The sequence below is a fragment of the Streptomyces sp. NPDC085460 genome (genome assembly GCF_044541975.1).
Classification (GTDB): domain Bacteria; phylum Actinomycetota; class Actinomycetes; order Streptomycetales; family Streptomycetaceae; genus Streptomyces.
This window is the reverse complement of sequence record NZ_JBITTO010000003.1, coordinates 327,721-354,205: the sequence shown is the minus strand read 5'-3', so window position 1 is coordinate 354,205 and position 26,485 is coordinate 327,721. Positions and strand designations below refer to the sequence as shown.

The following is a 26,485-nucleotide window of genomic DNA, read 5'->3' as shown; positions in this document are numbered from 1 at the left end:
CGACGGACCGTCATGTCCGGTGTGACGGCCATCGCCCCGGACGGACCGTCATGTCCGGGTTTCCCTCGTATGCGTGTGATCTTATGGGTGGGTGGAGACGAGTCGAACGCCCCTGCTGCCCGAGCCCGCCCGCAAGGTCGGGGCCTGGTGTGCCGTACTGCTCCTCGTGGCGGGGGTCGCCGCCGTCTTCGTCTGGCTCTGCGTGGTCTTCAAGACCGCCGTGACCCCCGTGCTGCTCGCGATCCTCGGCACGGCGCTCCTGGGGCCGCTGTACCGGCGGCTGCTGCGGATGAAGGTCAGCAAGTCCCTCGCCGCCGCGATCACCGTCGCCGCCGTCCTCGTGGTCGTCGGCGGTGCCACGTACATCGTGGTCGCCGCCCTCATCGAGACCGGCGACCAGATCCTCGCCTCGCTCCGGCAGGCCGCCGTCGACATTGCCGAGCACTTCGGGGCGGCCGGGACCTCCCTGGAGGACCTGGCCAAGAACGCCCGGCAGCTCCTGGAGAAGTTCGGCGGGACGGCCGCCTCCGGGGTCATCTCCGGGCTCAGCGTCGTCGGGCAGATGCTCGCCACGGCCGTCCTCGCCCTCCTCCTGATCTTCTTCTTCCTCCGCGACTCCGACAAGGCCGTCGGCGCCCTGCGCGCCTTCGTCCCGTCCGGCACCTCCGACACCGCCGAGGCCATGGCCCGCCGCGCCTTCGAGGCCGTCGAGGGGTTCATGCGCGGCACCACCCTCGTCGCCTTCGTCGACGCCGTCCTCATCGGCGTCGGCCTGCTCGTCCTCGACGTGCCCGGCGCGATCGGACTCGCCGCGCTCGTCTTCGTCACCGCCTACATCCCGTACCTCGGCGCCTTCCTCTCCGGCGCCGTCGCCGTCCTCGTCGCCCTCGCCGACCGGGGCTTCGCCATCGCCCTCTGGGTGCTCGGCATCGTCCTCGCCGTGCAGGTCATCGAGGGCAACGTCCTCCAGCCCATGGTCCAGAGCCGCACCGTCCAGATGCACCCCGCCGCCGTGATGCTGGCCATCACCGCCGGCGCCTCCGTCGCGGGGATCCTCGGCATGCTCCTCGCCGTGCCGCTCACCGCCGCCGCCACCGGCATCCTCGGTGAGCTCCGCGCCCGGTACGGAACCCGCGCCGAGCCGCAGGGCGCCTCCTAGGGCGACTAGGGCGACCTAGACCGGCGCCCCGCCCGGCTCGAAGGACTTCAGCATGGCCTCCAGGGCCGCCTGGTCCGGGCCCACGAACGGGTCGGCGTCCGGCGCCTGGGCCAGCGTCCCCAGCATCCGGTCCGTCATCCGCACGGCGGGCGGCAGATGGGTGCAGAGCACGATCTCCGGGTTCATCTCCCGCAGCGGCGCCAGGCTCGCCCGGTACTTCTCCGGGTCGACCAGGTGCACCCACGGGCTGTCGAGCGTCGCCCACAGCAGCTGCGCGGCGCGCAGCTCCTCCGGCTTCAGGTCGCTCGCGTGCCCGCTCTCGGCCAGCTCGGCGCTGGGCATCGGGCCGCCGAAGCAGTCCGAGCTGAAGCAGATCCTGGTCCGGTCGTCGTAGAAGCCGACGGTCGCCGGGTTGTCGAAGAGCGGAGGCCGGAAGGCGTGCAGGGTGCGGTCGCCGACGTTCAGGGACTGCCCCGGGTTGAGGAAGTACACCCGGTCCATCGGCAGCGCCCGCTCGGTCATCATGATCCCGAAGCCCAGGAAAGTGGTCACCACGCGCGCGCGTGGAGCGGCCTCGAGGAGGGCGAAGATCCCGCCCGTGTGGTCCCGGTCCGGATGGGTGAGCCAGATCCAGCGCACGTCCTCCGGGTCCATCACCCCGCCGAGCGCGGCGACGAAGTCCCGGTCCTCGACCGACAGACCCGTGTCGACGACGACGGGTTCGGCGGCGGTCAGCACATAGGCGTTGGCGGGGATGTGCCCGACGCCGGGCGCTTCCAGGCTGTCGGCGATGACGGTGGTGTCGCTGCCGACCTTGTGGGTGTCCATGGCGCACTCCGTGGTCCCCCCGGCGGCCGTACGACACCAGTCTCCGCCGTACGAGCGCCCCCCGCGCGCCGTACCGGGCAGCGTACGGGGGCGCGGGTACGGGGCCGCGTACGGGGGTTACGCCGCCCGACCTCGTACCGGGCCCGCCTTACGGGCAGCACCCCTACCAGCAGCACCCCGGCCAGCACCCCTACCGGCAGCACCCCTCCGGCCCCGTCGGTTCCGTCAGCTCGAACCAGATCGTCTTGCCCTCGCCGCGCGGCTCCACGCCCCACGCGTCGGCCAGCATCTCCATCAGGACCAGGCCGCGCCCGCTGGACGCCATCTCGCCCGGGTGGCGCTTGTGCGGCAGTTCGTCGCTGGCGTCGGAGACCTCGACCCGCAGCCGGCGGCCCTTCTCGCCGCAGGTGACCCCGGCGGTCAGCAGGGCGTCGCCGTCCGTGTGGACGAGCACGTTGGTGACCATCTCGGAGACCATCAGGACCGCCGCGTCCAGCTGGTCCCCGTCGGTCCAGTCGTGCAGCAGCTGCCGCACCTGTTCGCGCGCCTCCGCGATCCGCTCGGGCTCCGCCTGGGCGATCGTCATCAGGGTGCGGCGCGGGGCCTCCCGTACCGTCGTCGCCGGCCGCCGGGAGAGCAGCAGGACGGCGATGTCGTCCTCGCGCCGGTCCGCGAGCGGGCCGGTGGTGTGGTGCGAACCGGGGCCGTGGACGGCCTCCACGAGCGTGTCGGCCAGCTCCTCCAGGTCGTCGCCCCGGTGCTGCTCCAACAGCTTCCTGACCCGCTCCCAGCCGCTGTCGAGATCGTGCCCGCCGGTCTCCAGGAGCCCGTCGGTGCAGATCATCAGGGTCTCGCCGGGTTCCAGGGTGAGGCGGGTGGTGGGGTAGTCGGTGTCGGCGTCGATGCCGAGCGGCAGCCCGCCGGCCGTCGGCCTCAGCAGCACCGTCCCGTCGACCATCCGTACCGCCGGGTCCGGATGGCCCGCCCGGGCGATGTCCACCGTCCCCGACTCCAGATCCACCTCCAGGTACAGACAGGTCGCGAAGCGCGGCCCGCCGCCCCGGCCCTCCCCGGCCCCGCCGCCGTCGGCGCCGGCGCCGTTGTTGTCGTCCCCGTCGTTCACCCCGTACAGGAACCGCGAGGCCCGCGAGAGCACCGCGTCCGGCCGGTGCCCCTCGGAGGCGTACGCCCGCAGCGCGATCCGCAGCTGCCCCATCAGCGCCGCCGCCCGCACGTCGTGCCCCTGTACGTCCCCGATGACCAGCGCGATCCGGCCGGCGCCGCCGCCCGTGCCGCCGGGCAGCCGGATCATGTCGTACCAGTCGCCGCCCACCTGGAGCCCGCCGCCGGTCGGTACGTACCGGGCCGCCACCTGGATCCCCGGGATCCCCGGCCCGAGCACGGGCATCATCGTCCGCTGGAGCCCCAGTGACAGCTCCCGCTCCGACTCCGCGACCCCGGCCCGGGCCAGCGCCTGCGCCAGCATCCGCGCCACCGTGGTCAGCACCGACCGCTCGTCCGGCGTGAACGCCACCGGGTGCTTGAAGGCCGCCATCCAGGCGCCCATCGTCCGCCCCGCCACCACCAGCGGCACGAACGCCCACGAATGCCGCTCGAAACGTTCCGCCAGCGGCCACGTCATCGGGAAGCGGCGCCGGTACTCCTCCGGCGACGGCAGGTAGATCGCCCGCCCGGTCCGCACCACCTCCGCCGCCGGGTAGTCCGTCGCCAGCGACATCGACGTGAAGGGGCCCTCGTCGCCGTCCCGCTGCCCGTGGTGCCCGATCACCGTCAGCCGCTCGCCCGACATCCCGAAGACCGCGAGCCCGTCCGGGGAGAACCCCGGCATCGACAGCGACGCCGCCACCCGCAGCACCTCCGCCGTCGACCGCGCCTCCGCCAGCGCCCGCCCCGCGTCCAGCAGGAACGCCTCCCGCGACCGCCGCCAGTCGCCCGTGATCGGCGTGTGCGGCCCGGCCGTCCCCGGCTGCGGGTCCGCCACCTCCTGAAGCGTGCCGACCAGCTGGTAGTCGCTGCCCTCGATCAGCGGCTTGGAACGGCTCCGTACCGTACGGACCACCCGGCCCCGCTCGTCCATGATCCGCAGCCGCGCCTCGGCGAGCGTGCCCTCGGCCACCGCCAGGTTGACCACGCCGTCGATCTCGTTCCAGTCCACCGGATGAAACCGGGAGCGCACCGCCGCCTCGCTCAGCCGCACCGGCTCCGCGGGCAGCCCGAGCAGCCGGGCGGCCTCGGCGTCGAGCGAGACGGTCCCGGAAGCGTTGTCCCAGCGCCACAGGCCCGTGGCGATCGCGGCCAGGACGTCCTCGGTGCGCATTGCCCCACTTTATGAATATCGGACAGCGGGCCGCCACTGTGCCCCCACCGGGCGCGGCCGACGGTAATCGAATCGCGATCTTGGCTGTCCCGGTAGGCTGGGTGCGCCCTGACTCCGCCCTCCGGCTCCGCCCACCGGCTCTGCCCTCCGGCTCCGCCCCCGGCGCGGTCAGGAATCACACCACGATCCCGAAGACTGGATGAACGACGATGCATCGGTACAGGTCCCACACCTGCGGCGAGCTCCGCGCCTCTGACGTCGGCACCGACGTCCGGCTGAGCGGCTGGCTGCACAATCGGCGCGACCTGGGCGGCATCCTCTTCATCGATCTGCGCGACCACTACGGCATCACGCAGCTCGTCGCCCGCCCCGGCACCGACGCCTACGAGGCCCTCGACAAGCTGACGAAGGAGTCCGTCGTCCGCGTCGACGGCAAGGTCGTCTCGCGCGGCGCGGACAACGTCAACCCCGAGCTGCCCACCGGCGAGGTCGAGGTCGAGGTCGGCGCGGTCGAGGTCCTCGGCGCCGCCAAGCAGATCCCCTTCACCATCAACGCCGACGACGGCGTCAACGAGGAGCGGCGCCTGGAGTACCGCTTCCTCGACCTGCGCCGCGAGCGCATGCACCGCAACATCATGCTGCGCTCCGCCGTCATCGCCGCCATCCGCTCCAAGATGGTGGCCCTCGGCTTCAACGAGATGGCGACCCCGATCCTCACCGCGACCTCCCCCGAGGGCGCCCGTGACTTCGTCGTCCCGTCCCGCCTCAACCCGGGCAAGTTCTACGCGCTCCCGCAGGCCCCGCAGCAGTTCAAGCAGCTGTTCATGATCTCGGGCTTCGACCGCTACTTCCAGATCGCGCCCTGCTTCCGCGACGAGGACGCCCGCGCCGACCGCTCGCCCGGCGAGTTCTACCAGCTCGACGTCGAGATGAGCTTCGTCGAGCAGGAGGACGTCTTCCAGCCGATCGAGAAGCTCATGACGGAGCTCTTCGAGGAGTTCGGCGGCGGCCGCCACGTCACCTCCCCCTTCCCGCGGATCCCGTTCCGCGAGTCGATGCTCAAGTACGGCAACGACAAGCCGGACCTGCGCACTTCGCTGGAACTCGTCGACATCACCGACGTGTTCGAGGCGTCGGAGTTCAAGGCGTTCGCCGGCAAGCACGTCCGCGCGCTCGCCGTCCCGGACACCGGCGACCAGCCGCGCAAGTTCTTCGACGGCCTCGGCGACTTCGCCGTCTCCCTCGGCGCGAAGGGCCTGGCCTGGGTCCGCGTCGGCGAGGAGAACGCCCTCACCGGCCCCATCGCCAAGTTCCTCACCGAGGAGAACGTCAAGGTCCTCACCGAGCGCCTCGGCCTGAAGCCCGGCCACGCCGTCTTCTTCGGCGCCGGCGAGTTCGACGAGGTCTCCAAGATCATGGGCCCCGTCCGGGTCGAGGCCGCCAAGCGCGCCGGCCAGTTCGAGGAGAACGTCTTCCGCTTCGCGTGGATCGTCGACTTCCCGATGTACGAGAAGGACGAGGAGACCGGCAAGATCGACTTCTCGCACAACCCCTTCTCCATGCCGCAGGGCGGCCTTGAGGCGCTGGAGACGAAGGACCCGCTGGACATCCTCGGCTGGCAGTACGACATCGTCTGCAACGGCATCGAGCTCTCCTCCGGCGCCATCCGGAACCACGAGCCCGAGATCATGTTCAAGGCGTTCGAGATCGCCGGCTACAGCCGCGAGACCGTCGAGACCGAGTTCGCCGGCATGCTCCGCGCCTTCCAGTACGGCGCCCCGCCGCACGGCGGCATCGCCCCCGGCGTCGACCGCATCGTCATGCTCCTCGCCGACGAGCCCAACATCCGCGAGACCATCGCGTTCCCGCTGAACGGCAACGCGCAGGACCTCATGATGGGCGCCCCCACGGAGCTCGACGAGACCCGCCTGCGCGAACTGAACATCCAGCTCCGCAAGCCGGTCGAGAAGAAGCCCACCGACGACCGCCCGGTGACGGACTCGGTCCACCCGGACGCGTCCCGCTAAGCGGCCTCCGCACGAGGGCCCGGGATCCACGTCACGCGGATCCCGGGCCCTTCGTCATGCACCGCCGGACTCCCACCGCACCTCGCCGTCGTGCACCTCCCCGGTCGGTACGAGCCCGGCGGCGCGGGCGACGGCGGCGGAGGCGGCGTGCTCGGGGTGCACGTGCGCGACGACGGTACGGCCCCGCTCCCGCAGCCACCCGACGAGCGCCCGAGCGGCCTCGGAGGCGTACCCGCGCCCCTGCCAGCCCGTCCCGACGACCCAGGCGACCTCGGCGCTGTCCCCGATGACGGTCGCCTGCACGGTCCCGACGAGCCGCGCCTCCTCAGGGGAGCGGATCACCCAGTTGCACCAGATGGTCCCGGGCTCCGGCGCCCCGGCCGCCCACCGCACGTACCGCGCCCGCAACTCCTCAAGGCTCTCCGGCTCGCCCCCGATGAACGCGTGAAGGGCCGGATCCCCCAGCACCTTCGCCATCTCCTCGGCGTGCGAGACGTCCAAGGGCAGAAGCTCCAGCCGCTCGGCCCGGATCACTTCGGCGCGGATGTCGCCCGGCATTCCTCAACTCCCCAGTTCGCGCAGTGTCCGGAGTATCGCATCGAGGTTCGCGAGGGCCACAGCGCAGAAGTCCTGATCGCGCATCAACTGGTTCACGCGGTCATCGAACTGGGGAGAGGCCGCGGATTCGTCGGTTCCGTCCAGAAGGCGTGACGGAGCGAGCAGCCAGTTTCTTCGTGACGAATTGATGAGCCATTCGAGGCACGTGTGAGTCGCCGTCACGGCGCCCTCGACAGCACGGAGCTTGTCCTCGTCAGGTTCGGCGAACCTCCACCCAAGAAATGGCACCTGCTGGTAGCCGTATTGCGGATGCCGACCTCCGCTCAGTCGAATCCACTGCAAGGGCCCCAAGCAACCGAGCGCCTCACATGCCAGGTCAAACCGGTCAGTCATCTCCTTCGCGGTCCTCCTTGGCAGACCCGTCATCAATTCTTCGATCCTCTTTCCAGGCGCTCAAGGTGAGACCAGAGAGGCGTCTTTTCGAAGCTCTCCATGTACTCGTCGAGGATGACGAAGGGGGGCTTGCCGGAAGGTTTCCCGTCCATCCATACGGTGTCGCACTCTTCGCAGATCGTGAGGATGGAATCGGTGTCGATCACGCGACACTCAACCACCCAGCCTTGCTCACATCTCGGGCACCAGATCACTGACAAGTCCTTCGGCTCAGCTGTCAGGGGCGTGGTCTTTCAGGAACGCGCCCGCCAGGGCTGCTGCTTCCTCTTTCGTGGGGGCGGCGGCCTTGTCGCTTCTGGTGCCGTCGGCGGCCGTGGCTGTCCAGGTCCAGGTGTCGGCGGAGGGGGTGAGTTCCGCGTGGCCGCCGAAGAGGGTGAGGGTGGTGGCGCCGGGGGTGGGGCGGGGGACCGCGTCCGGCCACTTCTTGCGGGCGCCCTGGCGGGTGATGCCCCAGACGGCGCCGAGCTGCTCGTAGCTCGCGCCGTAGGAGCCGGCGGTGCCGGCCGCGACGGCGGTCAGGCGCTTGACCTCCTGGTCGACCACCTTCCAGGCGGCGAGGACGGAGAGCGCGATGTCCACCGGCTCGCCGTGCCACATGTGCTCTTCGGGCCGGCCGGTCGTGTGGGCGCGGAGGGCCGCGGCGAGGGGGTGCAGGGCGTCGTAGAGGGCGGATTCGAGGGTGGTCAGGTCTTCGGGGGGAAGCTGCTCAGCGAACGTCATGAGACAACTGTAGTTTACGAGACCTGGCCGTGGGAACTTTTGTTTACATGGATCTTGAGTTCGACTTCGGTGGCGGCCGAGCCGCCGTCACACTTTCGCCGTTCGCTCCGTCACCCCGGTGTACGGCCTCTGCAAGGGGCCATGACCGGAGGAGTCCCGATGTCCGTCACCGCTACCGTCGTCACCGCCGTCGCCGCCTTCATGGCGGGTTTCTCGGGCGCCTCGGTGCTCGTGAGGGCGAAGTTCGTCGTGGAGCCGCTTGCCGCGTACGGGGTGCCCCGCTCGTGGTGGAACGGGCTCGGGGTGCTCAAGCTGGCGGGGGCCGCGGGGCTCGTCGCGGGGTTCTGGGTGCCCGTGGTCGGGACCCTCGCGGCGATCGGTCTGGTGCTGTACTTCGCGGGCGCGGTGATCACCGTCGTACGGGCGAAGGCGTACGGGCACGTGGCCTTCCCGCTGCTCTACATGGCCCCGGCGGCCGCCGCGCTCGCCCTGGTCTGAGGAGCGCGAAGGCCGCCGTCCCCGGCGGGGCGGCGGCCTTCACTGCGTACGTGCGGACGTCAGTCCCTCTTCTCCTCCAGGCGCGGGAAGAGCACCGCGCCCTTCGTCACCGTCGCACCGGCCGGGAGCTGACCCCAGCGGGCCGCGTCCTGCACCGGCTGCGCGGCCAGGGCGCCCAGCGCGGGCTCGGCGCCGAGCGAGTCCCACAGCTTCTGGGACGACTCCGGCATGATCGGGTTGAGGAGGACGGCGGCGGCGCGGAGGGACTCGGCGGCCGTGTAGAGGATCGTCGCCAGGCGGGCCCGGCCCTCCTCCGACTCGTCCTTCGCGACCTTCCACGGCTCCTGCTCCGTGATGTAGCCGTTGACCTGCTTCACGAAGTCGAAGACCGCCAGGATGCCGCCCTGGAAGTCCAGCTCCTCGCCGATCTTCGCGTCGGCCGTCGCGACGGCCTTCGCCAGACCCTCCTGGACCGCCTTCTCGGCGTCGCCGTCGGCCGCCGACGCCGGCAGCTCGCCGCCGAAGTACTTGCCGACCATCGCCGCCACGCGGGAGGCGAGGTTGCCGTAGTCGTTGGCCAGCTCGGAGGTGTAGCGGGCGGAGAAGTCCTCCCACGAGAACGAGCCGTCCTGGCCGAACGCGATCGCGCGGAGGAAGTACCAGCGGTACGCGTCCACGCCGAAGTGCGAGGTCAGGTCCTGCGGCTTGATGCCGGTCAGGTTCGACTTCGACATCTTCTCGCCGCCGACCATCAGCCAGCCGTTGGCCGCGACCTTGCCCGGCACCGGGAGGCCCTGCGCCATCAGCATCGCCGGCCAGATCACCGCGTGGAAGCGGAGGATGTCCTTGCCGATCAGGTGGACGTTCGCGGGGAAGGTCTCGTCGAACTTCTCCGGGTTCTCGTTGTAGCCGACCGCCGTCGCGTAGTTCAGCAGCGCGTCGATCCACACGTAGATCACGTGCTCGCTGTCCCACGGGACCGGGATGCCCCAGTCGAAGGTCGAGCGCGAGATGGAGAGGTCCTCAAGGCCCTGCTTGACGAAGTTCACGACCTCGTTGCGGGCGGACTCCGGCTGGATGAAGCCCGGGTTCGCCTCGTAGAACTCCAGCAGCTTCGGGCCGTACTCGCTCAGCTTGAAGAAGTAGTTCTCCTCCTTGAGGATCTCCACCGGCTTCTTGTGGACGGGGCACAGCTTCGTGCCGTCCTCCGCCTCGATGAGATCGCCCGGGAGCTTGAACTCCTCACAGCCGACGCAGTACGGGCCCTCGTAGCCGCCCTTGTAGATCTCGTCCTTGTCGTACAGGTCCTGCACGAACTCCTGGACGCGGTCCGTGTGACGCTTTTGCGTGGTGCGGATGAAGTCGTCGTTCGCGATGTCCAGGTGCTCCCAGAGGGGCTTCCACGCCTCCTCGACGAGCTTGTCGCACCATGCCTGGGGCGTGACGTCGTTCGCCTCGGCCGTGCGCATGATCTTCTGACCGTGCTCGTCCGTGCCGGTGAGGAACCACACCTTCTCGCCGCGCTGACGGTGCCAGCGCGTGAGCACGTCGCCTGCGACGGTCGTGTAGGCGTGGCCCAGGTGAGGAGCGTCGTTGACGTAGTAGATGGGGGTCGTGACGTAGAACGCCTTCGCCCCCTGCTTCTCGGATCCAGTGGCCGCCATGGTCGAAATCCTAACGGGCGTACGAAGATCCACTCACATCGAGAGCGGCGAGAGCAGGGGGCGGTGCGGGGGCCTCCGGCGGGGCTACAGGGAGAGGCCGGTGACGACGCCCCGGTAGAACTCCGCGTGCGGGGTCTCGACCGGCGCCGGACCCGCGAAGTGCGTGGCCGTACGGTCCGCGGTGAGCTTCCGCAGGTAGTCGAAGCCCTTGCCGTCCTCCTCGCCCCAGGCGGTGAACCGCCAGTGCACCGGTCGGCCGGCCGCCTCCGCGAGGGCCTGCGTCGCGGCGGTACGGGACTCGGGGGGACCGTCCGTCTGGAAGATCACCAGCGCCGGGCGGTCCGGGTCCGCCTTCTCGTGGTGGGCCAGGACCTCCTCGACGGCACGGTGGTAGTTCGTCCGTCCGAGGCGGCCGAGACCGGCGTTGATCTCCTCGACGCGGGTGGGGGTGAGGTCGGCGGGCGTGAGGTCGACGACCCCGTCGATGTCGGTCGAGAAGAAGACGGTGGTCACCGTCGCCTCCTCGTCCAGGTGCGCGGCGAGCGCGACGGCCTGCTCGGCGAGGCGCTGCACGGAGCCGTCCTTGAAGTACCCGCGCATCGACCCGGACCGGTCGACCACCAGGTACACCCGGGCCCGGGCCCCTTCGAGACCCTCCTTCCGCAGCACGGCACCCGCGGCCTTGTACGCCTCCGCGAGCTGCGGCGCGGCGCTCTTGACCCGCGCGAGCGAGACAGCGGCGGTCTTGCGGCCCGTGGCCTCGGAGAGGGTGGCCTCGCCCGCCAGGACGGTCGGGGCGGTCGCGACGGCGACGGCTCCCGCCGTCGTCCCGTCCTCCGCCACGGTCTCCGGCTCCGCCGCGTCCGCGACGACCGCCTCCGGCTCCGCCTGGGCCGGGACGACCGCCACCGGCTCAGGCTCGACCGGTACGGCGGGCGCGGCGCCCGGGGCGGCGGGGACGGTCTCGTCGGCGGCGACGGCCGTCGGCTCCGCCTCGGCGGTCTCGGCGACGGCGGCTTCGGCCGTCGTCTCGGACTCCGCCTCGGCGGTGGCGCCGGCTTCCGGCGCTCCTGCGTCGGACGCGGCCGCCGGCTGCGCCTCCGTGGCCGCCTCCGGCGCGTCCGTACCGGCCTCGGCCTCCGCCTCCGCCTCGGGGGAGGTGTCCTCGCTCGGGGTGATGGCGTCCGCCTCGGCGGCCTCCTCCGCCACCGTGTCGGTGGCCGCCTCGGTCCGCGCCTCCGGCGCGGCCTCGACGGTCTCGACCTCCGGCTGCGCCTCGGCCGGGTCGGCGGGGACGGCGGCGACGGTGGGGGAGGCGGGGGCGGTCTCGTCCGGGACGACGGCCGCCGGCTCCGCCTGGGCGGTCTCGTCCGTGGCGTCCGCCTTCGGCTCCGCCTTCGGCTCCGCCTCAGCGGGGACGGCCTCGACGGTGGTCGCCCGCGGTTCCGCTTCGGCGGTCGTGGCCGCTTCCGGCGCCGCATCGGTGCCCGGCTCCGCTTCCGCGGCGACGGGCGTCTCGGCCTCCGCCGAAGGGGCGGGCTCGGACGGCTCCGTTTCGGCTGCGACGGTGGTCGCCGGTACCGGCTCCGCTGCGGCGGGCGGCTCGGTCTCCGCCTCCGGCTTCACGGCGTCCGTGTCCGGAAGGGCCTCCGTCTCGACGGCCTCGGCGACGGCCTTCGGTGCCGTCTCGACGGCCTCGGCGGCCGGCTCCGCGAGTTCCGTCGCGGGTGTCGGCTTCGCGGTGGACGTGCGGGCCTTGGGGATCTGGGGGTTGTCGAAGGCCGCGGCCACCAGGTCGTCGGCGGCCTTGCGGGCGGCGTCCTCGGGAGCCTCCGGCAGGGGGGACCTCGTGGCGGGGACCTCCGCGAGAGGCGTCTCCGCGTGAGGGGTCTCCGCGGTGGGAGTCTCCGCCGTGGGGGCCGACTTGGTCGGAGTTTCCGAGGGCGCGGGCTCCGGGGTGGCGGCGGGCGCCGGGTCCGGGGTCCGGTCCTGCGCGGGCGGGAGCGCGGGCGCGTCTCCGGGCTCGCGGGACTGGGGCGGGACGGAAGGGGTCGCGGGATCTTCGCGGTCGCGGCCGAATACCTTGCGCAGCAAGCTCCGAATACCCATGGGCGAACCCTTTCGCATGAGTTGGATGCGGTATGCGTCCTTCATCCCTGGCCAGGGCGGACACGTAAGGTTAGCGGCCGCGTCCTCCGCTTCCCGGGACCCCGTCGGTCACAGTTGCCGCTCATTCATCCGGCGTTCATTCCACCGCCGCCCGCGTGCAGATGTGCACACATACCGTCACGGCCGAATGGATTCCCGACACCATGTCGGCGCAGTGCTGCGCCGGAGGAGGACGAAGTGCGCAAGCTGCTGCCGATGCTCGGCTCCCACTCCCACGGGGGCGGTCGTTCCGCGCTCACCTGCCGGTTCCGTTGCGGTGACGCCTGCTTCCAGGAGGTGCCGAACTCCAGCGACAACGAATACGTCGGCGACGTCATAGCCGGGGTCCTGTCGCGCCGTTCCGCGCTGCGGGCCGCCGCCGTCGTGACCGTGGCCTCCGCCGCCGGCGGTTCGCTGGTGGTCGCGGGCGCGCCGGAGGCGCAGGCCCACGGCGGGCACTGGCCCCGCCCCACGCCCCAGGCCGACGGCGCCCGCGGCCTCCGCTTCGCGCCCGTCGCGCCGAACACGGCCGACCAGGTCACCGTCCCGTCCGGGTACGGGCAGAACGTCGTCATCCGCTGGGGCGAGCCGATCCTCCGCGGCGCGCCCGCCTTCGACGCCGAGAAGCAGACGGCCAAGGCGCAGGCCGGCCAGTTCGGTTACAACAACGACTTCCTCTCCCTGCTGCCGCTGCGCCGGGAGTACGGGCGGCAGGTGATGGTCGCCAACCACGAGTACACCGATGAGCAGTTGATGTTCCGCGGGTACGACGCCGCGAACCCGACCCGCGAGCAGGTGGAGATAGCGTGGGCCGCGCACGGCCTCTCCGTCGTCGTGGTGCAGGAGGAGCGCCGGACCGGCAAGCTCACCCCGGTCTCCCGCCACTACCTGAACCGCCGCCTCCACACCACCAGCGAGTTCGAGCTGACCGGACCGGCCGCCGGTTCCGCGCTGGTGCGGACCTCCGCCGACCCGGCCGGCCGTACGGTCCTCGGCACGCTCAACAACTGCGCGGGCGGCACCACCCCGTGGGGCACCACCCTCCACGGCGAGGAGAACTTCAACCAGTACTTCGCCAACGGCTCGTCCGACACGGACAAGCGGTACGGCGTCGGCACCGGCGCCTCCGAGCGCAAGTGGGAGCGGTTCGACAAGCGCTTCGACCTGGCGCAGGAGCCGAACGAGATCCACCGCTTCGGCTGGGTCGTCGAGCTCGACCCGTACGACCCGGAGTCCACGCCCCGCAAGCGGACCGCGCTCGGCCGGTTCAAGCACGAGGCCGCGCAGCCGCGTCTGACCCGCGACGGCCGTCCGGTCGTCTACATGGGCGACGACGAGCGGTTCGACTACTTCTACAAGTTCGTCTCCTCGAAGCGGATGATGAAGGGCGACTCCCGGCGGGCCCGCGCCCACAACCTCACCCTGCTCGACGAGGGCACGCTGTACGTCGCCAAGCTGACCGGCGACTCCCCGGCCGCCGGGATCGACGGCACCGGCAAGCTCCCGAACGACGGCGAGTTCGACGGCTCCGGCACCTGGATCCCGCTGGCCACGGCCGGCCGTGACGGCGCCGTCTCGCACGTGCCCGGCATGACCGCCGAGGAGGTCTTCGTCTTCACGCGCCTCGCCGGCGACAAGGTCGGCGCGACGAAGATGGACCGCCCCGAGGACGTCGAGCCGTCGCCGCGCTCCGGCCGCGTGTACGTCGCCCTGACGAACAACACCAACCGTGGCAAGGGCACCAACCCGGGCGCCGACGAGGCCAACCCGCGCAACCTCAACAAGCACGGGCAGATCCTGGAGCTCGCCGAGCACTGGGACGACCCGTCCTCGGACGGCTTCGCCTGGCGTCTCTTCCTCGTCGCCGGCGACCCGAACGACCCGGCCACCTACTTCGCCGGGTACCCGAAGGAGAAGGTCTCCCCGATCTCCTGCCCGGACAACGTGGCCTTCGACCCGCACGGCAACCTGTGGATCTCCACCGACGGCAACGCGCTGGGCACCCACGACGGCCTCTTCGGCGTCGCGACGCAGGGCGAGCGCCGGGGCGAGCTGAAGCAGTTCCTCACCGTCCCCAGGGGCGCCGAGACCTGCGGTCCGATCATCCAGGACCGCCGCGTCCTCGTCGCCGTGCAGCACCCGGGCGAGCTCGACGGCGCCACCGTCGAGAACCCGGCCTCCGCCTGGCCCGACGGCCCCGGCAAGATCGTCCGCCCGTCCGTCGTCGCCGTCTGGCGCAACGACGGCCGCGACATCGGCGTCTGACCGAAGCCGGCTCCGGAGTTTCTGGAGCGCCTGGGGGTGGTCAGCCGACCCCCAGGCCCTCCCGGAAGCGCACGAACTGCTCCTCCGGCTCGCCCGTGTAGGCCCACGGCACCCACGCCGCGTGTCTGCCGAGCATGCCGAGGAGCTCCCGCGCCGGTTCCACCTGCCCCGCGTAACAGGCGGCGTGGGCGAGGAAGTTGAGGTCGCCGACCTCTTCCGGGGCGACCGGGCGCGAGCGGTCCCGGCCGCCGATCCAGCGGTCGTAGGTGCGGCGCAGCTCGGTCACCGCGAGCTCGTGCTTCCAGTGCTGGTCGAAGCCGCGCACCGGGCCGCGGCCCAGCGCCCCGTCCGCGATGTAGCGGTACTCCTCCACCCGCGCCACCTGCACCAGGACCGGCAGCGCGGACCCGGGCGGTGCCACGCCCGCCGCGTCCCGCGCGAAGTCGTACATCGAGCCGTGGGTGCCGTGCCAGCGCGCCGACAGATAGCGCAGGACCTGCACGTGGCCCTCGGTGTTGTACGGGTCGCGGCGGCGCAGTTCGTCGAACCAGTACCGCAGTTCGCGGCGCGGTACCCCGCCCTCGTACAGGCGGGCCACGGACAGCAGCGACACCCACGGCATGGGGTCGGCGGGGGCGGCGTCCGCCGCGGCGCGGCAGGCGTCCACGGCCGTGTCGAGCCGGGTCCGGTCCACGGCGGCGCCCCGGCCGGCCGCGATGGCCGCGTCGAAGACCCGTACCACCTCGGTCGCGGCCCGCAGCACCGCCGCGTCGGCGCTGCGGGGCTCGGCGGCCCGCCACGTCTCGACGGTGGAGCTGCCGGCGGCGGCGTGCGAGAGGAGCCGGATCCGGTGGGTGCGGCGGGCCCAGTCGTTCCCGGTCGCGGCGATCAGGTCCCGTACGCCCTGCCAGCGGCCGATCACGATGTCGTGGCGGGCCTCCGTCAGCGCGCGGTCACCGAAGTCCGGGTCGAAATCGGGAGTGAACCGCTCCGCGCGGGACCGTCTGAGGGCGCGTCGGCGTACGCCCATGAGGACCTCCTTCGGTCGGTACTTCTGATGAGGGAGGGGCAGGAACCCTTGGTTGGTCGGTAATGCGTCGTTCTTCAGAAGTCCGTGGCGTAACTCTTGTCCCGCAGGCGGGTGTCCGGGGAGGCGGGGGCGGACTCGCCGGCGGCGGCGAGGGCGCGGGAGGCGTCCAGGCGGGCGGGCCGGTAGTAGTCGCTGCCCTTGCGCCAGTACACGGCCATGGGGACGAGTCCGGCGGCGAGCCCGCCGAGGCCGATGGTGAGGGCGGTGGTGGACAGCTCGCCCAGCGACTCGACGAACGCCCACAGCATGAACGCGGAGCCGAGCAGCGGCCACACCCCGCCCAGCAGCAGGTTCTTCGCGGAGCGCAGCAGCAGCGACTTGTAGGCGACGACGGCGGCGATGCCCGCCAGGCCGTAGTAGAAGGCGATCTGGAGGCCGATGGCGGAGACCGCGTCCCGCAGGATCCGCTGCACGGAGCCGGCGGAGGCCGCGGCGGCGAAGAGGACGAGGGCGGCGGCGCCGACGGCGGCGACCGCGACCCACGGGGTGTTCCAGCGGGGGTGGACCCGGCCGAGGGCGGCGGGCAGGGTCCGGTCGCGGCCCATCGCGAAGAGGGAGCGGGTCACCTGGAGCAGGGTCGTCTCCAGGGTGGCGACGGTGGACAGGATCACGGCGACGACGAGCAGTTTGCCGCCGACGCCCGGCCAGATCTCCTGGCCGAGGACGGCGAGGACGTTGGGGCCCGCGGTGAGGATCCGGTCGGCGGGCAGCAGCACGTTCACGGCGACGGTGAACGCCACGAAGAGGAGGAAGACGAAGCCGACGCCGACCAGCGCGGCGAGCCCGGCGGTCCGGCGGCTGTTCCGGGTCTCCTCGCTGAGGTTGCTGGTGACGTCCCAGCCCCAGTAGTAGAACGCGGCGATCAGCGCGCCCGCCGCGAAGCCCTCCGGCCCGTGGAAGTGGCCGAGGCCGAACCAGGACCAGTCGAAGGCGACCGCTCGGCCGCGGTGGGCGACGGCCGCGAGGACGAAGGCCAGCAGGATCGCCATCTCGATCCCGGACATGAGGAGTTGGGCGCGTACGGTGAGCCGGGCGCCGCCCAGCACGACGCCGAGCATCAGCAGGAACCAGCAGGCTCCGACGCCGGCCGCGAGGGGCGTGGAGGTGGCGAGGTCCGCGTCGAAGAGGGCGAGGGTCAGGGACCCGGCGGGCAGTGAGCCGGCCACCATGAACACGGTCGCCGCGAAGACCAGGGCCCAGCCGGAGAGGAAGCCCAGGAAGGGGTGGAGCGTGCGGCCCACCCACGAGTAGCCGGCGCCCGCGTTGACGTCGATCCGGCCGAGGCGGGCGTAGGCGAGGACGATGCCGAACATGGGTATCGCGCAGTAGAACAGCGCGGCGGGCCCCGCGAGCCCGACCGCCCCGAAGAGCACGGCGGTCGTCGCGGCGAGCGAGTAGGCGGGGGCGCTGCCCGCGACGGCCATGACGATCGTGTCGAAGGTGCCGAGGACATTGGGCTGGAGCCCTCTGCTGGTGGTCGTGCGCATGACGGTGTCCTCGGAGTCCTGGGAGCGGGTGTGGGGGGTTCCGGACGACGGAGGGGGAGGAGGCTGGGGGGAGGTGGGGCTGGGGCTGGGGGAGGCGGGGAGGCGGGCAGGGGGGAGTGGCCCGTTCGGCGAGCCGGTTGGCCGGCCGGACCCGGGCGCGGGCGGGCGGCGGGCGCTGATCACAGCGGGGCGGTCGAGCGCATCGTAGTCGTCCCGGTGGATTCCGGTAACGGTGGCAGGAGGGTTCCGTTCCGTGACCGCCGGTAAGTTCTCCCGCACGCCCCCGCGTACGGTCTCGGAGGGGGTTTGACACGTCCCCGCACGGCTTCCGTACGCGTCCTCGGCGCGTCCTCGCACGGCTTCCGGACGGCGTCCCCGGGGCGTCCCCGCACGGCTTCCGGACGCGTCCCCGGCGCGTCCCCGCACGGCCTCCGGACGCTTCCCCGGCACGTGCCGGAAGGGGCCGTCAGCCCAGTTCGGGGCCGGCGATGGCGCGGGCCGCGCGGACCTCCTGGCGGAGGGGGGCGAGGACGCCGTCCTCGTCGCCCGGGAGCTCGGTGCGGACGGCGAAGAGGGTGTCCGTGCCGCGCAGTCCCTCCGCCAGTTCGCGCAGCTCCCGCGCCACTGCCGCCACCTCCTCCGGGTCCGGCGGGGCGGCGCCGTGCGCGACCCGGATCCGGGCGGCCGTGGTGGCGTCCACGATCCGTTCGACGGCGATGGCCAGCGGCCACCAGGCGGCGGCGCGGGTGCCGGTCGGCGGGGGCTCGGTGAGGGCGCGCTGGAACTCGGAGCGGACCGCCGACAGATCCCGGTACAGCTTGCGGCGGGCCCGCAGCCGCCCGGCGTCGGCGTCGGCGCCGAAGGCGCGGTCCACGTACGCGGCCGAGTCGGCGACCGCGTCGGCGAGCCGGTCGCCGATGCGGCTGTGCCAGGACTCCGGCCACAGCAGGTAGCCGGCGATCAGCGCGATGGCGCAGCCGAGGAGGGAGTCGTACAGGCGGGGCAGGACGAGGTCGAAGCCCTGCTGGTTGAGGGCGTCGGAGAGGAGCAGGATGACGGGGGTGATGGCCGCCGTCTGGAAGGCGTACCCCTTCGCCGAGAAGGCCGGGATGAGCGCGGCGAGCACCATCATGACCGGCACGTCCCACCAGCCGCGGGGCACTTCGGCGAGGACCAGCGCGGCGGAGACGAGCCCGAGGCAGGTGCCGACGGCGCGCAGGACGGCCCGCGAGAAGACCGAGCCGAAGTCGGGCTTCATCACGAAGGTGACGGTGAGCGCCACCCAGTACGAGCGCGGCACCGAGATCAGCGACACCAGGGCCTGGGCGAGGCCGATGCAGAGCGCCAGGCGGAGCCCGTACCGCCAGGACGGCGCGGAGAGCAGCATCGTGCGGGCGGCGCGGCGGGCGCGGACGGTGAGGGACGCGGGCCGGCCGAGCCGGTCGTCGACGTTGTAGGGGTCGGGTTCGGCCTCGTGGACGACGGTGGCGGCGTGCCGGAGGGCGTGTTCGACGGCCTTCTCGGCGGGGCGGGTGGACGGCGGGAGGTCCGGTTCGGCGTGCTCGGCGCGCCCGGTCTCGACCGCGTCCGCGAGCGCGCGGATCGTGGCGGCGACGGCGGGCGGCAGCGGGCCGTACAGCCGGACGCGCAGGTCGGCGGCGGGCGCCGCCTCCAGGAGCGGCACCAGCACGTTGAGCTGGGCGAGCAGCCGGGCCAGGTGGGAGGTGCGGCCGTGCTGGCGGGTGCGGCGGGCCAGGATCAGGTCGTACGACTGGTTGAGCGAGGCGGTGACCGCCTGCCGTTTCTCCTGGTACGCCTCCGAGCCCGCCGCCTCGTACAGGTCGGCCACCGTCCGGTACGTGGCGGCCACCGCGGCCCGCTCGGGCGCGGCCCGCCGCAACGGCCAGCCGAGCAGCGTCAGGACCAGCACGACGAGACCGCCGGCGGTGAGCAGCAGCGGCGCCGTCCACCACGGTTCCGGCATCGGCAGGCCGACGCCGACCACGGCGTTCAGGAGCAGCAGGAGACCGGCGGCGGAGGCCACCGCGCCGATCGAGGAGATCATCCCCGAGACGAGCGCGACGAGCGTCAGCGTGGCCACCGCGAGCCATCCCTGCCCGAAGACGAGCGTCCCGAGCGTCACCCCGAGCGCGCCGAACAGCTGCGGGACGGCGATGTTGAAGACCCGCATCCGGTAGGCGTCGGCGGTGTCCCCGATGACCCCGGACAGCGCCCCCATCGACACGAGCGCCCCGTACGCCGGCTTCCCCACGGCCAGCCCCACCGCGAGCGGCGCCGACAGCGCGAGCGAGGCCCGCGCGACGGCGGCCCAGGGGATGGGCGCCGGAGCGGGCCGGAGACCTGCGGTCAGCCACGCGGGCGGAGCGAGGCGTACGGATCCTGCTGCGGGGCGTGCCATGCGTCCAAGTTACGTCGCCGTCAGTGTCGGGAGCCTCCGTCTCGCGTGCGTCGCGGTCGCGGCGGTGGGCCCCGCCGCGCGTCGCCACGCGCGGCGGGGGATCTGAGGCGCGGTCACTCGCCGCGCGGCCGCCAGTCGGCGGCCTGGCGGGCCGACACCGTCGTGGCCCATCCCCACGCGACGACTCCCAGGGCCGCGACGACGGCGGCGCAGGCGACGAGCAGACCGCCCGAGATGTACGAGGCCCCGTCCGTCGTCTTGGGGAAGGCCAGCCAGGTTCCGACGGTGATGCCCGCGAGCCCCGCGAGCGCCAGAGGCACGAGAAGACTCCAGGCGGCGGTAACCCCGTACACGCGCCGGTTCCCGGACAGCACGGACAGCGGGGCGAGCGCCCGTCCGTTGCGCAGGAACTCCGCCGTGCCGGTGATCGCCGCGGCGCCGGCGAGCACCATGATGCCGAAGAGCCCGAAGAGGGCGATCCAGCGGCCCTGGTCGGTGTTCACCTGGCTCGAGACGAGCCACTCGCCGCCGATGGGGTGGACCTCGGCCCCACGCGGAAACGCCTCGTAGGCGAGGCGCTTGGCGTCGTTCGCGGGTATGTCCTGCCGGCCGAGCGAGACCAGCACCGTGTGGGAGATGGCGTCGGCTCCCGTGGCGCTGTCGACGGGATCGGCCTGGCGCACGAGCACCGTGGTCTTCCGGCCGACTCCGTACCATCCGACCAGCTCCGCCATGCGCGGGTCCTCAGGGACGCCCCGGAGTCTGGACGGGGCCGTGGAGCAGGGCAGGCTCAGTGCGGTGAGCGACGGGCACGAGCCGAGTACCGTCAGCGAATCCTCCTCCGGAGAGGTGAGGAGGGCAACGGCCTCCACATCCGGCGGCAGTGCCTCCAGGAACCGCGTCATCTGCGGTGCCGTGCTGCCCTTGCCGGGCTGGAGGACGAGCGCGCTGCTCCCGATGCGCTGGACGGTGGCCTGGGCCTCACGGGTGGCTTGCCCGAACTGGCCCTGCCAGGCCACCACCTGGATCAGCAGCCCGAGGGCCACGACGACGCCGGCGGTCATCCGTGCCACCGGGCCGGGGTGGGTGGCCGCCCGTTGCCCGGCGACGAGGAGGCCGGGGCTGCCGAGGCGTCGGCCCGCTCGGGCCATCTGGCGGCCCAGGTGGCCGGTGACGACCGCGACCGCCGCCGGCAGGGTCGCCAGCGTGCCCGCGGCGGCCGCCCAGTTGACCATCAGGTAGGGGGCGGAACCGGGTTCGAAGAGGTCGGGCCCCCGCACCGCCACCAGGAGCAGGACCGGACAGAGCACGGCCCAACGGACCGGCGACCGGCGGGCACCGCTCGGCCGGTTGCCGGTGCCCCGGGCCCGGCCCCACCGGTCCGAGCCGACCGTGCCGAGCAGGACCGCGGCCGCCGCGACGACCACGGAGAGGAGCAGCGCCCACCACCAGGCCCTCATGTCCGCCGCGTTGAGGACATGCCCGGTCCACGGCAGCCGTAGGTCGGTGGTCCAGGAGGCGATGACGGCGACCAGTGCCAGGGCACCACCGACCGCCACCGGCGTCCACGCTTCCCCCAGCACGATCAGCGCCCGGGAGCGGGTGGTGCCGCCGAGCACCTCCACCAGCGCGGTACGCCGGTCCCGGCCGTGCGCGCCGGAGCGCGCGGCCACGACGAGCAGGACGCCGGCGGGGAGCAGGAGCAGGGCTCCGGGCATGGCCTGGAACGTCCATTCGTCCTTCGCGTAACGCGATTGCCCGACGACGCGGGAGACATACCCCTGGTCCGGTCCGTACCCCACGATCGGGGCGGCGTTGGCGGGAGTCAGCCCGGTGCGCGGACGGACGTAGGCCAGCAGCTCGTCAGGGGACTGCAAGCCGTCCCGGGCGACCTCTCCGACCACCCGGCCGTAGCGTTGCCCGATTCCGTCGTCGGCCCCCTTGGCCAGGAGGCCCGGGGAGAGAACCGCTTCGCCGGGACCAGGCCATCGTGAAAGCCCCGGCGGCAGAGGGGCGTCATCGGTCAGGGGCGCGATGAAGATCACCGAGAAGACGCCGCTGCCACGCACGGAGTCGTTGGTGCTTCCCCACAGCGCCCGCGCGGGCCGGTCGGGCCGGTCCTCCTGCAGCACCGGCCCTCGGGCGAGGCCCCGGAGATCCTGGCCCTGGTACGTCGCGTGGGTGGCGACCAAGGATGCGAACCCGATGGCCAGCACGAACGTCGCCGCCACCAGGGCCACGAACCGGATGCGCCCGGCCTCCGCTCGCGAACCGGCCGCCCGCCCGATCCGGATCAGGTGCCGGCTCACCCCGTTCCGGCTCACCGGCTGCCCGTCCCGGCGTCAGTGGCGGACAGGGCGCCGCCGCCCAGCGTCAGCACCCGGTCCGCACGGGCCGCCACCACCGGGTCGTGCGTGACGAGGAGCAGACCGCAGCCGTACCGGCCGGGCATGGCGAAGAGCACGTCCGCGACGCGCTCCCGGGTGGTGGCGTCCAGGGCGCCGGTCGGCTCGTCCGCGAGCAGCAGGGAAGGCGAGTTGATCAGGGCGCGTGCCACGGCCGTCCGTTGGCGCTCCCCGCCTGACAGCTGCTCGCTGGACTCGGCCCGGGGAACGCCGAGTTCGTCCAGGAGGGCGTGGGCCTTGCGGTAGGCGTCCCTCTTCGGCACACCGGCCAGCAGCGCGGCGAGCGCGACGTTGTCGACCGGTGAGAGTTCCGGCAGCAGCTCGCCGAACTGGAACACCATGCCGATGCTGCCGCTGCGGTGTCGGGCGAGAGCCGCCCCGCGCAGCCCCACCACGTCTGTACCCGCCACGACGACCTGCCCGCGCGCCGGCCGCACCAGCCCGAGCACACAGGAGAGCAGCGTGCTCTTGCCGGATCCGCTGGGCCCCATGACGGCGACCGATTCACCGACGTGCACGCCCAGGTCGAGCCCGGACAACAGCTCCCGCCCCCCGATCTCGTACCCCAGCCCTGTCACCCTCAGTACCGCTTCGCGTCCGTCTCCGTGCCTCGGAGTCACCGCCACACACCTTCCCGTTCCAACCCGGCACCGACCTGCCACGCGCGACACGGGGACGGTGCCTGCAGCACCGTCCCCGTCACCCTTCAGAGAGGGTCAGCCGTCAGTGATCGCCAGCCCAGCTCGTGCAGTCGTCAGGGGCGAAGTTGATCGCCACACAGGCCTGCAGGGCCTTGACGTAGTTGGCAGTGTCCATGCCGCTGTACACGGTCGTACCGTTGCCGCTGCTGTTCCTGAGCTCAAGGCCGTCGTTGTAGCGGCGGTCGTAGTTCGCGTACACCTCACGGCTGTCAGCGTCGGTGTCTTTCACGGCGATTGCGCCGTTTGTCCCCTTGCTCCATGCGTGAACACCAGTGCGCGATCGTTCCAGGGTCACGCCGAACGCCGGCGAGATGGCGCCCAGTAGAGCGGCGCCTGTTACGGCGAGAACCGCTACCCTCTTCGCCCTGTTCATGTGCATAGCTCGTCCCTCCCCTTGCCCCGAACACGGGGCTTCGGTAACCGCCCGGTACGAATGCCGGGCTTTGGTGCGTGCAGCTCTCATCCTTCACTTCCAGATCGGCGAGGGACCGGTTACCCGGCTTTGATGGCCGAAAGGTAGGGGAAGCGACGGACCGACGAGCCCTCGGCGACGCGGTGGATGGCTGCAGCAAGTGGATCCCACAACGGCAGAGGCCGTCCCAGCACGCTTCTTGTCTGGCGCCGGGCAAACGGAATGAGGATCGCAGAAGCGAAGAGCGAGCGCGTTCGACGCCTCGCTCGTGGGGGGAACTGTCTGGTTCGCCGTGGCAGTCCGTCAGGTTCTCGCCGGGGTGCGCGTCAGTTGCGGTAGGACTCGACCTCGGTCGCGGGGCGGAGGGCGGCGGTGTCGGGGTCCTCGCCGAACTCGGCCTTGGCGCGGCGCTGGCGGAGCAGGTCCCAGCACTGGTCGAGGCGGACCTCCAGGGCGGCGAGGCGTTCGAGTTCCTCGGGGAGGAGGCCGCCGGTGCGGCCGCGGAGGGCGCGTTCCTCCTCCACGAGCGCTCCGATGTCGTCGAGGATCTGCTCGTTGTCCATGCTCCCAGCGTCGCCGATCAGCGTCCTTCCTGCAGGTCGAGGTCGGCGACGACGGCGCGGTGGTCGCTGCCGGGGAGGGACGGGAAGCGGGTGGCCTCGGCGGCGAGGTCGGGGGTGGTGAGGACGTGGTCGATCTGGACGTAGGGCGGCAGGGGGCCCTCGGCGGGCCAGGTGGGGGTACGGGAGGCGTCGGTGGCGCGGGCGGCGTCGAGGAGGAGGCCGGCGGCGGCGACGGAGCGGAAGGCGGCGTGGTCCTGGGAGGCGTTGAAGTCGCCGGCGACGATCAGCGACTCGTCGTGGGGGCGGGCCGCCACCTCGTCGCGCAGCCGGGCCAGTTCGGTCTTCCAGAGGCCGACCTGGCCGGGGACGGGCGGCATCGGGTGGGCGAGCTGGAGCCGTACCGTCCGCCCGGCGACGGTCGTGGTGGCGCCCGGCATGCCCATGGTGGAGGGCAGGACGGACCGGTCCCGGAGCGGGTAGGCGCTGAGCAGGACGGAGCCGGCGGAGCCCTCCGCGTCGACGGAGACCCGGTGCGGGAGCAGGCCGGGAAGGGCGGAGGCGAGGGCGCGCCCGCAGGCGGGGTCGCACTCGGAGACGTACAGGAGCTGGGGGTGCTCCCTGCGCGCGAGGGCGATGAGGGAGCCGGTGGCCTGTCCGAACTCGACGTTCGCGGCGATGACGCGGATCCGGGCGAGCGAGGGGCCGTAGGGGACGGCGAGCAGCGGTGTGTACGGCAGCGACGCCCAGGCGGTGCCGGTGAGGACGAGTACCGCGGCGAAGGCGAGCACCCGGCGGCGGGCGGTGGCCGCGAGCAGCAGCCCGAGCCCGGCGGGGAGGGTCAGCCAGGGGAGGAAGGAGAGCAGCTGGGGGAAGGGTGTGATGCCGTCCTTGTCCAGGGCCCGGCAGGCGGCGACGGCCGCCGGGACGGACAGGAGCAGCCCGGCGGCCCAGGCGAGCGCGCGATCGCGGTGCCTGGGCCGGAGGGGCGGCGCGGGTGGTGCGGGTGGTGCCGGTGGTGAGGGCGGCGCCGGTGGTGAGGGCGGTGCGGCGGGTGTCGGCGGCGGGGTCGTGCCGGGCGACGCGGTCGGGGCTGCTCGGTCCACGTCCTCAGTGTCGCAGGGCCCGCGTGATCTCCGCGGTCGTCGCCCCGCCGAGCGCCCGATTGCTGCGCGCCGTACCGGACTTGGAGGCTCCGGCTCCGACGCCGTCGATGGTGAGGACGACCGTGTCGAGGAAGCTCCCGCCGTCGTCCCGGAAGGTGACCATGACCGTGTAGTCGGCGGTCTCGTCCTTGGGGTTGGTGGCGGTGACGGTGGCGACCGTGCGGTCGCCGTCGACCGAGGTGGGCCCGGCGCTCACGTCGCCGGAGGCGTTCACGCCGTCCTTGATCTCGTCCATCTTCCGCTGCGCGGCCGAGGCGACGGCGGCGGTCGCCGAGGAGACGAGGTCCCCGGCGGTCTCCTTGGCCGCGTCGCAGCCGGCCGACGCGCCGGTGACGGCGACCGTGAGGGCGAGGGCGAGGACTGCCGCGGCGGTCGGCCGCCGGGGCTGCCGGGGCTGCCGGTGCCGTCGGGGCTGCCGGGGCCGCCGGGGCTGCCGGGGCCGTCCCGGTGTCCGTCGCTCCTCGGGTGGCGGAGTCATCGGCGGTGCCTGCCGGCCGGTCAGTACCGCTCGGTGCGGCCGTAGGCGTCGTCCGTGGCGAGGGCCCAGATCACGAAGATCGAGATCGCCATGGAGAGCAGCGCCCACCACGGCTGGTAGGGCAGGAACAGGAACTGCGAGAGGAGGTTGAGGGAGGCCAGGCAGATACCGGCGACCCGGCCCCACTCGGCGCCCTTGAGGATCCCGTAGCCGGCGATCGCGACGACGATGCCGATGATCAGGTGGATCCAGCCCCAGGTGGTGAGGTTGAACTTGAAGACGTAGTCGCCGACGCGGGTGTAGATGTCGTCCTCGGCGATCCCGGCGATGCCCTGGAAGATGTCCATGATGCCGGTGACCAGCATGAGGACACCGGCGAAGAGCGTGCCGCCGGAGGCCCACGCCTCGGAGGAGCTCGACGTGCCCGACGGGTGCGGGCGGGGGGCGGAGTCCGGGCGCGGAGGGGTGCTGTTCTGGCTCATGGCCCCATTGTGGGAGGAATCGTGTGATTTCGGCCCTCTGGCTGGGCCGGACGGGTGAGACCCCTTCCCGGGGCCCGCCCCCTTGCCTCCCTTATTCTGGATGTGTAGGGTCCAGAATAGAGTCCAGGGCAGGAGGGTGAACGGATGAGGATGAACGAAGGCGTGGAGTGGGCGCTCCACAGCTGCCTCAACCTGGCCTGGATCGGACCCGGCCGGGCGGTCACCGCGGCGCGGCTCGCCGCGTACCACGAGCTGCCCGCCGCCTACCTGAACAAGCAGCTCCAGGCCCTCGTCCGGGCCGGCATCCTCAGCTCCGTCTCCGGCCCCAAGGGCGGCTTCCGGCTCGCGCGCGGGCTCGACCGGATCACCCTCATGGACGTCGTCACCGCCGTCGAGGGCGCCGAGGAGGCTTTTCGCTGCTCGGAGATCCGGCAGCAGGGCCCCGGGGCGAGCCCCCCGGGCGCGTACGCCGCCGAGTGCGCCATCGCCGGCGCGATGGGCCGCGCCGAACTGGCCTGGCGCCGCGAACTCGCCGCCCAGACCCTGGACGCCGTCCGGGAACGCGCCGAGCTCCAGGCACCGGACGCGCCGGAGCGGATCCGGCGGTGGATCGCGAACGTGGGGTAG

23 protein-coding genes are annotated in these 26,485 nt (G+C 72.5%); 5 read left to right on the top strand and 18 right to left on the bottom strand.

All coding sequences use genetic code 11. The features are described from left to right. Positions 1–91 precede the first annotated feature (91 nt). Complete coding sequence (locus tag ACIGHB_RS09485; RefSeq protein ID WP_360318054.1) at positions 92–1,159, top strand: AI-2E family transporter; 1,068 nt, start codon at positions 92–94, stop codon at positions 1,157–1,159. A gap of 15 nt (positions 1,160–1,174) precedes the next feature. On the opposite strand, the gene ACIGHB_RS09480 is transcribed toward ACIGHB_RS09485, so the two are convergent. Both ACIGHB_RS09480 and ACIGHB_RS09475 read right to left on the bottom strand, forming a co-directional pair. After that, positions 1,175–1,987 carry an MBL fold metallo-hydrolase gene (locus ACIGHB_RS09480; RefSeq protein WP_399911074.1) on the bottom strand — a complete coding sequence of 271 codons (813 nt, stop codon included), beginning with the start codon at positions 1,985–1,987 and terminating at the stop codon, positions 1,175–1,177. 190 nt (positions 1,988–2,177) lie between these two features. Further along, complete coding sequence (locus ACIGHB_RS09475) at positions 2,178–4,325, bottom strand: SpoIIE family protein phosphatase (RefSeq protein WP_399911071.1); 2,148 nt, start codon at positions 4,323–4,325, stop codon at positions 2,178–2,180. 209 nt (positions 4,326–4,534) lie between these two features. On the opposite strand from ACIGHB_RS09475, the gene aspS reads away from it, so the two are divergent. Beyond that, on the top strand, positions 4,535–6,352 hold the full coding sequence (aspS, locus tag ACIGHB_RS09470; protein ID WP_399911068.1) for an aspartate--tRNA ligase: 1,818 nt from the start codon (positions 4,535–4,537) through the stop codon (positions 6,350–6,352). 54 nt (positions 6,353–6,406) lie between these two features. Here aspS and ACIGHB_RS09465 read toward each other — a convergent pair whose 3' ends face one another. The 4 genes from ACIGHB_RS09465 to ACIGHB_RS09450 all read right to left on the bottom strand — a co-directional run bounded on the left by ACIGHB_RS09465 (position 6,407) and on the right by ACIGHB_RS09450 (position 8,083). Further along, positions 6,407–6,910 carry a GNAT family N-acetyltransferase gene (locus ACIGHB_RS09465; RefSeq protein WP_399911065.1) on the bottom strand — a complete coding sequence of 168 codons (504 nt, stop codon included), beginning with the start codon at positions 6,908–6,910 and terminating at the stop codon, positions 6,407–6,409. A 3-nt stretch (positions 6,911–6,913) separates the two neighbouring features. Then, positions 6,914–7,303, bottom strand: a complete 390-nt coding sequence (locus ACIGHB_RS09460; RefSeq protein WP_399911062.1) for a hypothetical protein — start codon at positions 7,301–7,303, stop codon at positions 6,914–6,916. A 32-nt stretch (positions 7,304–7,335) separates the two neighbouring features. After that, positions 7,336–7,509, bottom strand: a complete 174-nt coding sequence (locus ACIGHB_RS09455) for a hypothetical protein (RefSeq protein WP_399911060.1) — start codon at positions 7,507–7,509, stop codon at positions 7,336–7,338. Between the two features lie 64 nt (positions 7,510–7,573). Further along, positions 7,574–8,083, bottom strand: coding sequence for a hypothetical protein (locus tag ACIGHB_RS09450; protein WP_399911057.1), 510 nt, complete (start codon positions 8,081–8,083; stop codon positions 7,574–7,576). A gap of 159 nt (positions 8,084–8,242) precedes the next feature. Between ACIGHB_RS09450 and ACIGHB_RS09445 the strand changes: the two genes are divergently transcribed. Then, entirely contained in the window at positions 8,243–8,581 is a 339-nt protein-coding gene (locus ACIGHB_RS09445) for a DoxX family protein (RefSeq protein ID WP_360318070.1), read from the top strand. Between the two features lie 59 nt (positions 8,582–8,640). Here the strand turns inward: ACIGHB_RS09445 and metG are convergent, their stop codons facing one another. Together metG and ACIGHB_RS09435 are read right to left on the bottom strand one after the other, a co-directional pair. Then, entirely contained in the window at positions 8,641–10,245 is a 1,605-nt protein-coding gene (gene metG / locus ACIGHB_RS09440; RefSeq protein ID WP_399911055.1) for a methionine--tRNA ligase, read from the bottom strand. A gap of 84 nt (positions 10,246–10,329) precedes the next feature. Further along, positions 10,330–12,339, bottom strand: coding sequence for a VWA domain-containing protein (locus tag ACIGHB_RS09435; RefSeq protein WP_399911052.1), 2,010 nt, complete (start codon positions 12,337–12,339; stop codon positions 10,330–10,332). 252 nt (positions 12,340–12,591) lie between these two features. Between ACIGHB_RS09435 and ACIGHB_RS09430 the strand changes: the two genes are divergently transcribed. Further along, a complete protein-coding gene (locus ACIGHB_RS09430; RefSeq protein WP_399911049.1) occupies positions 12,592–14,658 on the top strand; it encodes a PhoX family protein in 2,067 nt (688 codons plus the stop codon). A gap of 40 nt (positions 14,659–14,698) precedes the next feature. On the opposite strand, the gene ACIGHB_RS09425 is transcribed toward ACIGHB_RS09430, so the two are convergent. The 10 genes from ACIGHB_RS09425 to ACIGHB_RS09380 form a co-directional block, all read right to left on the bottom strand. After that, the gene (locus ACIGHB_RS09425) at positions 14,699–15,688 is read right to left on the bottom strand and encodes a hypothetical protein (protein WP_360318079.1); all 990 of its coding nucleotides are present in this window, start codon (positions 15,686–15,688) and stop codon (positions 14,699–14,701) included. A gap of 74 nt (positions 15,689–15,762) precedes the next feature. Then, positions 15,763–17,235 carry an APC family permease gene (locus tag ACIGHB_RS09420; RefSeq protein ID WP_360318081.1) on the bottom strand — a complete coding sequence of 491 codons (1,473 nt, stop codon included), beginning with the start codon at positions 17,233–17,235 and terminating at the stop codon, positions 15,763–15,765. 466 nt (positions 17,236–17,701) lie between these two features. Then, the gene (locus ACIGHB_RS09415; protein WP_399911045.1) at positions 17,702–19,654 is read right to left on the bottom strand and encodes an FUSC family protein; all 1,953 of its coding nucleotides are present in this window, start codon (positions 19,652–19,654) and stop codon (positions 17,702–17,704) included. 113 nt (positions 19,655–19,767) lie between these two features. Then, positions 19,768–21,963, bottom strand: coding sequence for an ABC transporter permease (locus ACIGHB_RS09410; protein WP_399911043.1), 2,196 nt, complete (start codon positions 21,961–21,963; stop codon positions 19,768–19,770). A gap of 11 nt (positions 21,964–21,974) precedes the next feature. Then, a complete protein-coding gene (locus tag ACIGHB_RS09405; RefSeq protein WP_399911636.1) occupies positions 21,975–22,643 on the bottom strand; it encodes an ABC transporter ATP-binding protein in 669 nt (222 codons plus the stop codon). Positions 22,644–22,782: 139 nt separating this feature from the next. Next, positions 22,783–23,133, bottom strand: coding sequence for a hypothetical protein (locus ACIGHB_RS09400; protein WP_399911040.1), 351 nt, complete (start codon positions 23,131–23,133; stop codon positions 22,783–22,785). 365 nt (positions 23,134–23,498) lie between these two features. Then, positions 23,499–23,735 (bottom strand): DUF2630 family protein, encoded by a 237-nt coding sequence (locus tag ACIGHB_RS09395; protein WP_360318086.1) that lies wholly within the window; start codon positions 23,733–23,735, stop codon positions 23,499–23,501. Between the two features lie 17 nt (positions 23,736–23,752). Further along, a complete protein-coding gene (locus ACIGHB_RS09390; protein WP_399911037.1) occupies positions 23,753–24,838 on the bottom strand; it encodes an endonuclease/exonuclease/phosphatase family protein in 1,086 nt (361 codons plus the stop codon). 4 nt (positions 24,839–24,842) lie between these two features. Beyond that, a complete protein-coding gene (locus ACIGHB_RS09385) occupies positions 24,843–25,376 on the bottom strand; it encodes a hypothetical protein (RefSeq protein WP_399911034.1) in 534 nt (177 codons plus the stop codon). A gap of 20 nt (positions 25,377–25,396) precedes the next feature. Beyond that, on the bottom strand, positions 25,397–25,858 hold the full coding sequence (locus tag ACIGHB_RS09380; protein WP_399911031.1) for a hypothetical protein: 462 nt from the start codon (positions 25,856–25,858) through the stop codon (positions 25,397–25,399). A gap of 150 nt (positions 25,859–26,008) precedes the next feature. Here ACIGHB_RS09380 and ACIGHB_RS09375 point away from each other — a divergent pair, with 150 nt between their 5' ends. Then, positions 26,009–26,485: an Rrf2 family transcriptional regulator gene (locus tag ACIGHB_RS09375; protein WP_360318145.1), complete on the top strand. Its 477-nt coding sequence runs from the start codon at positions 26,009–26,011 to the stop codon at positions 26,483–26,485.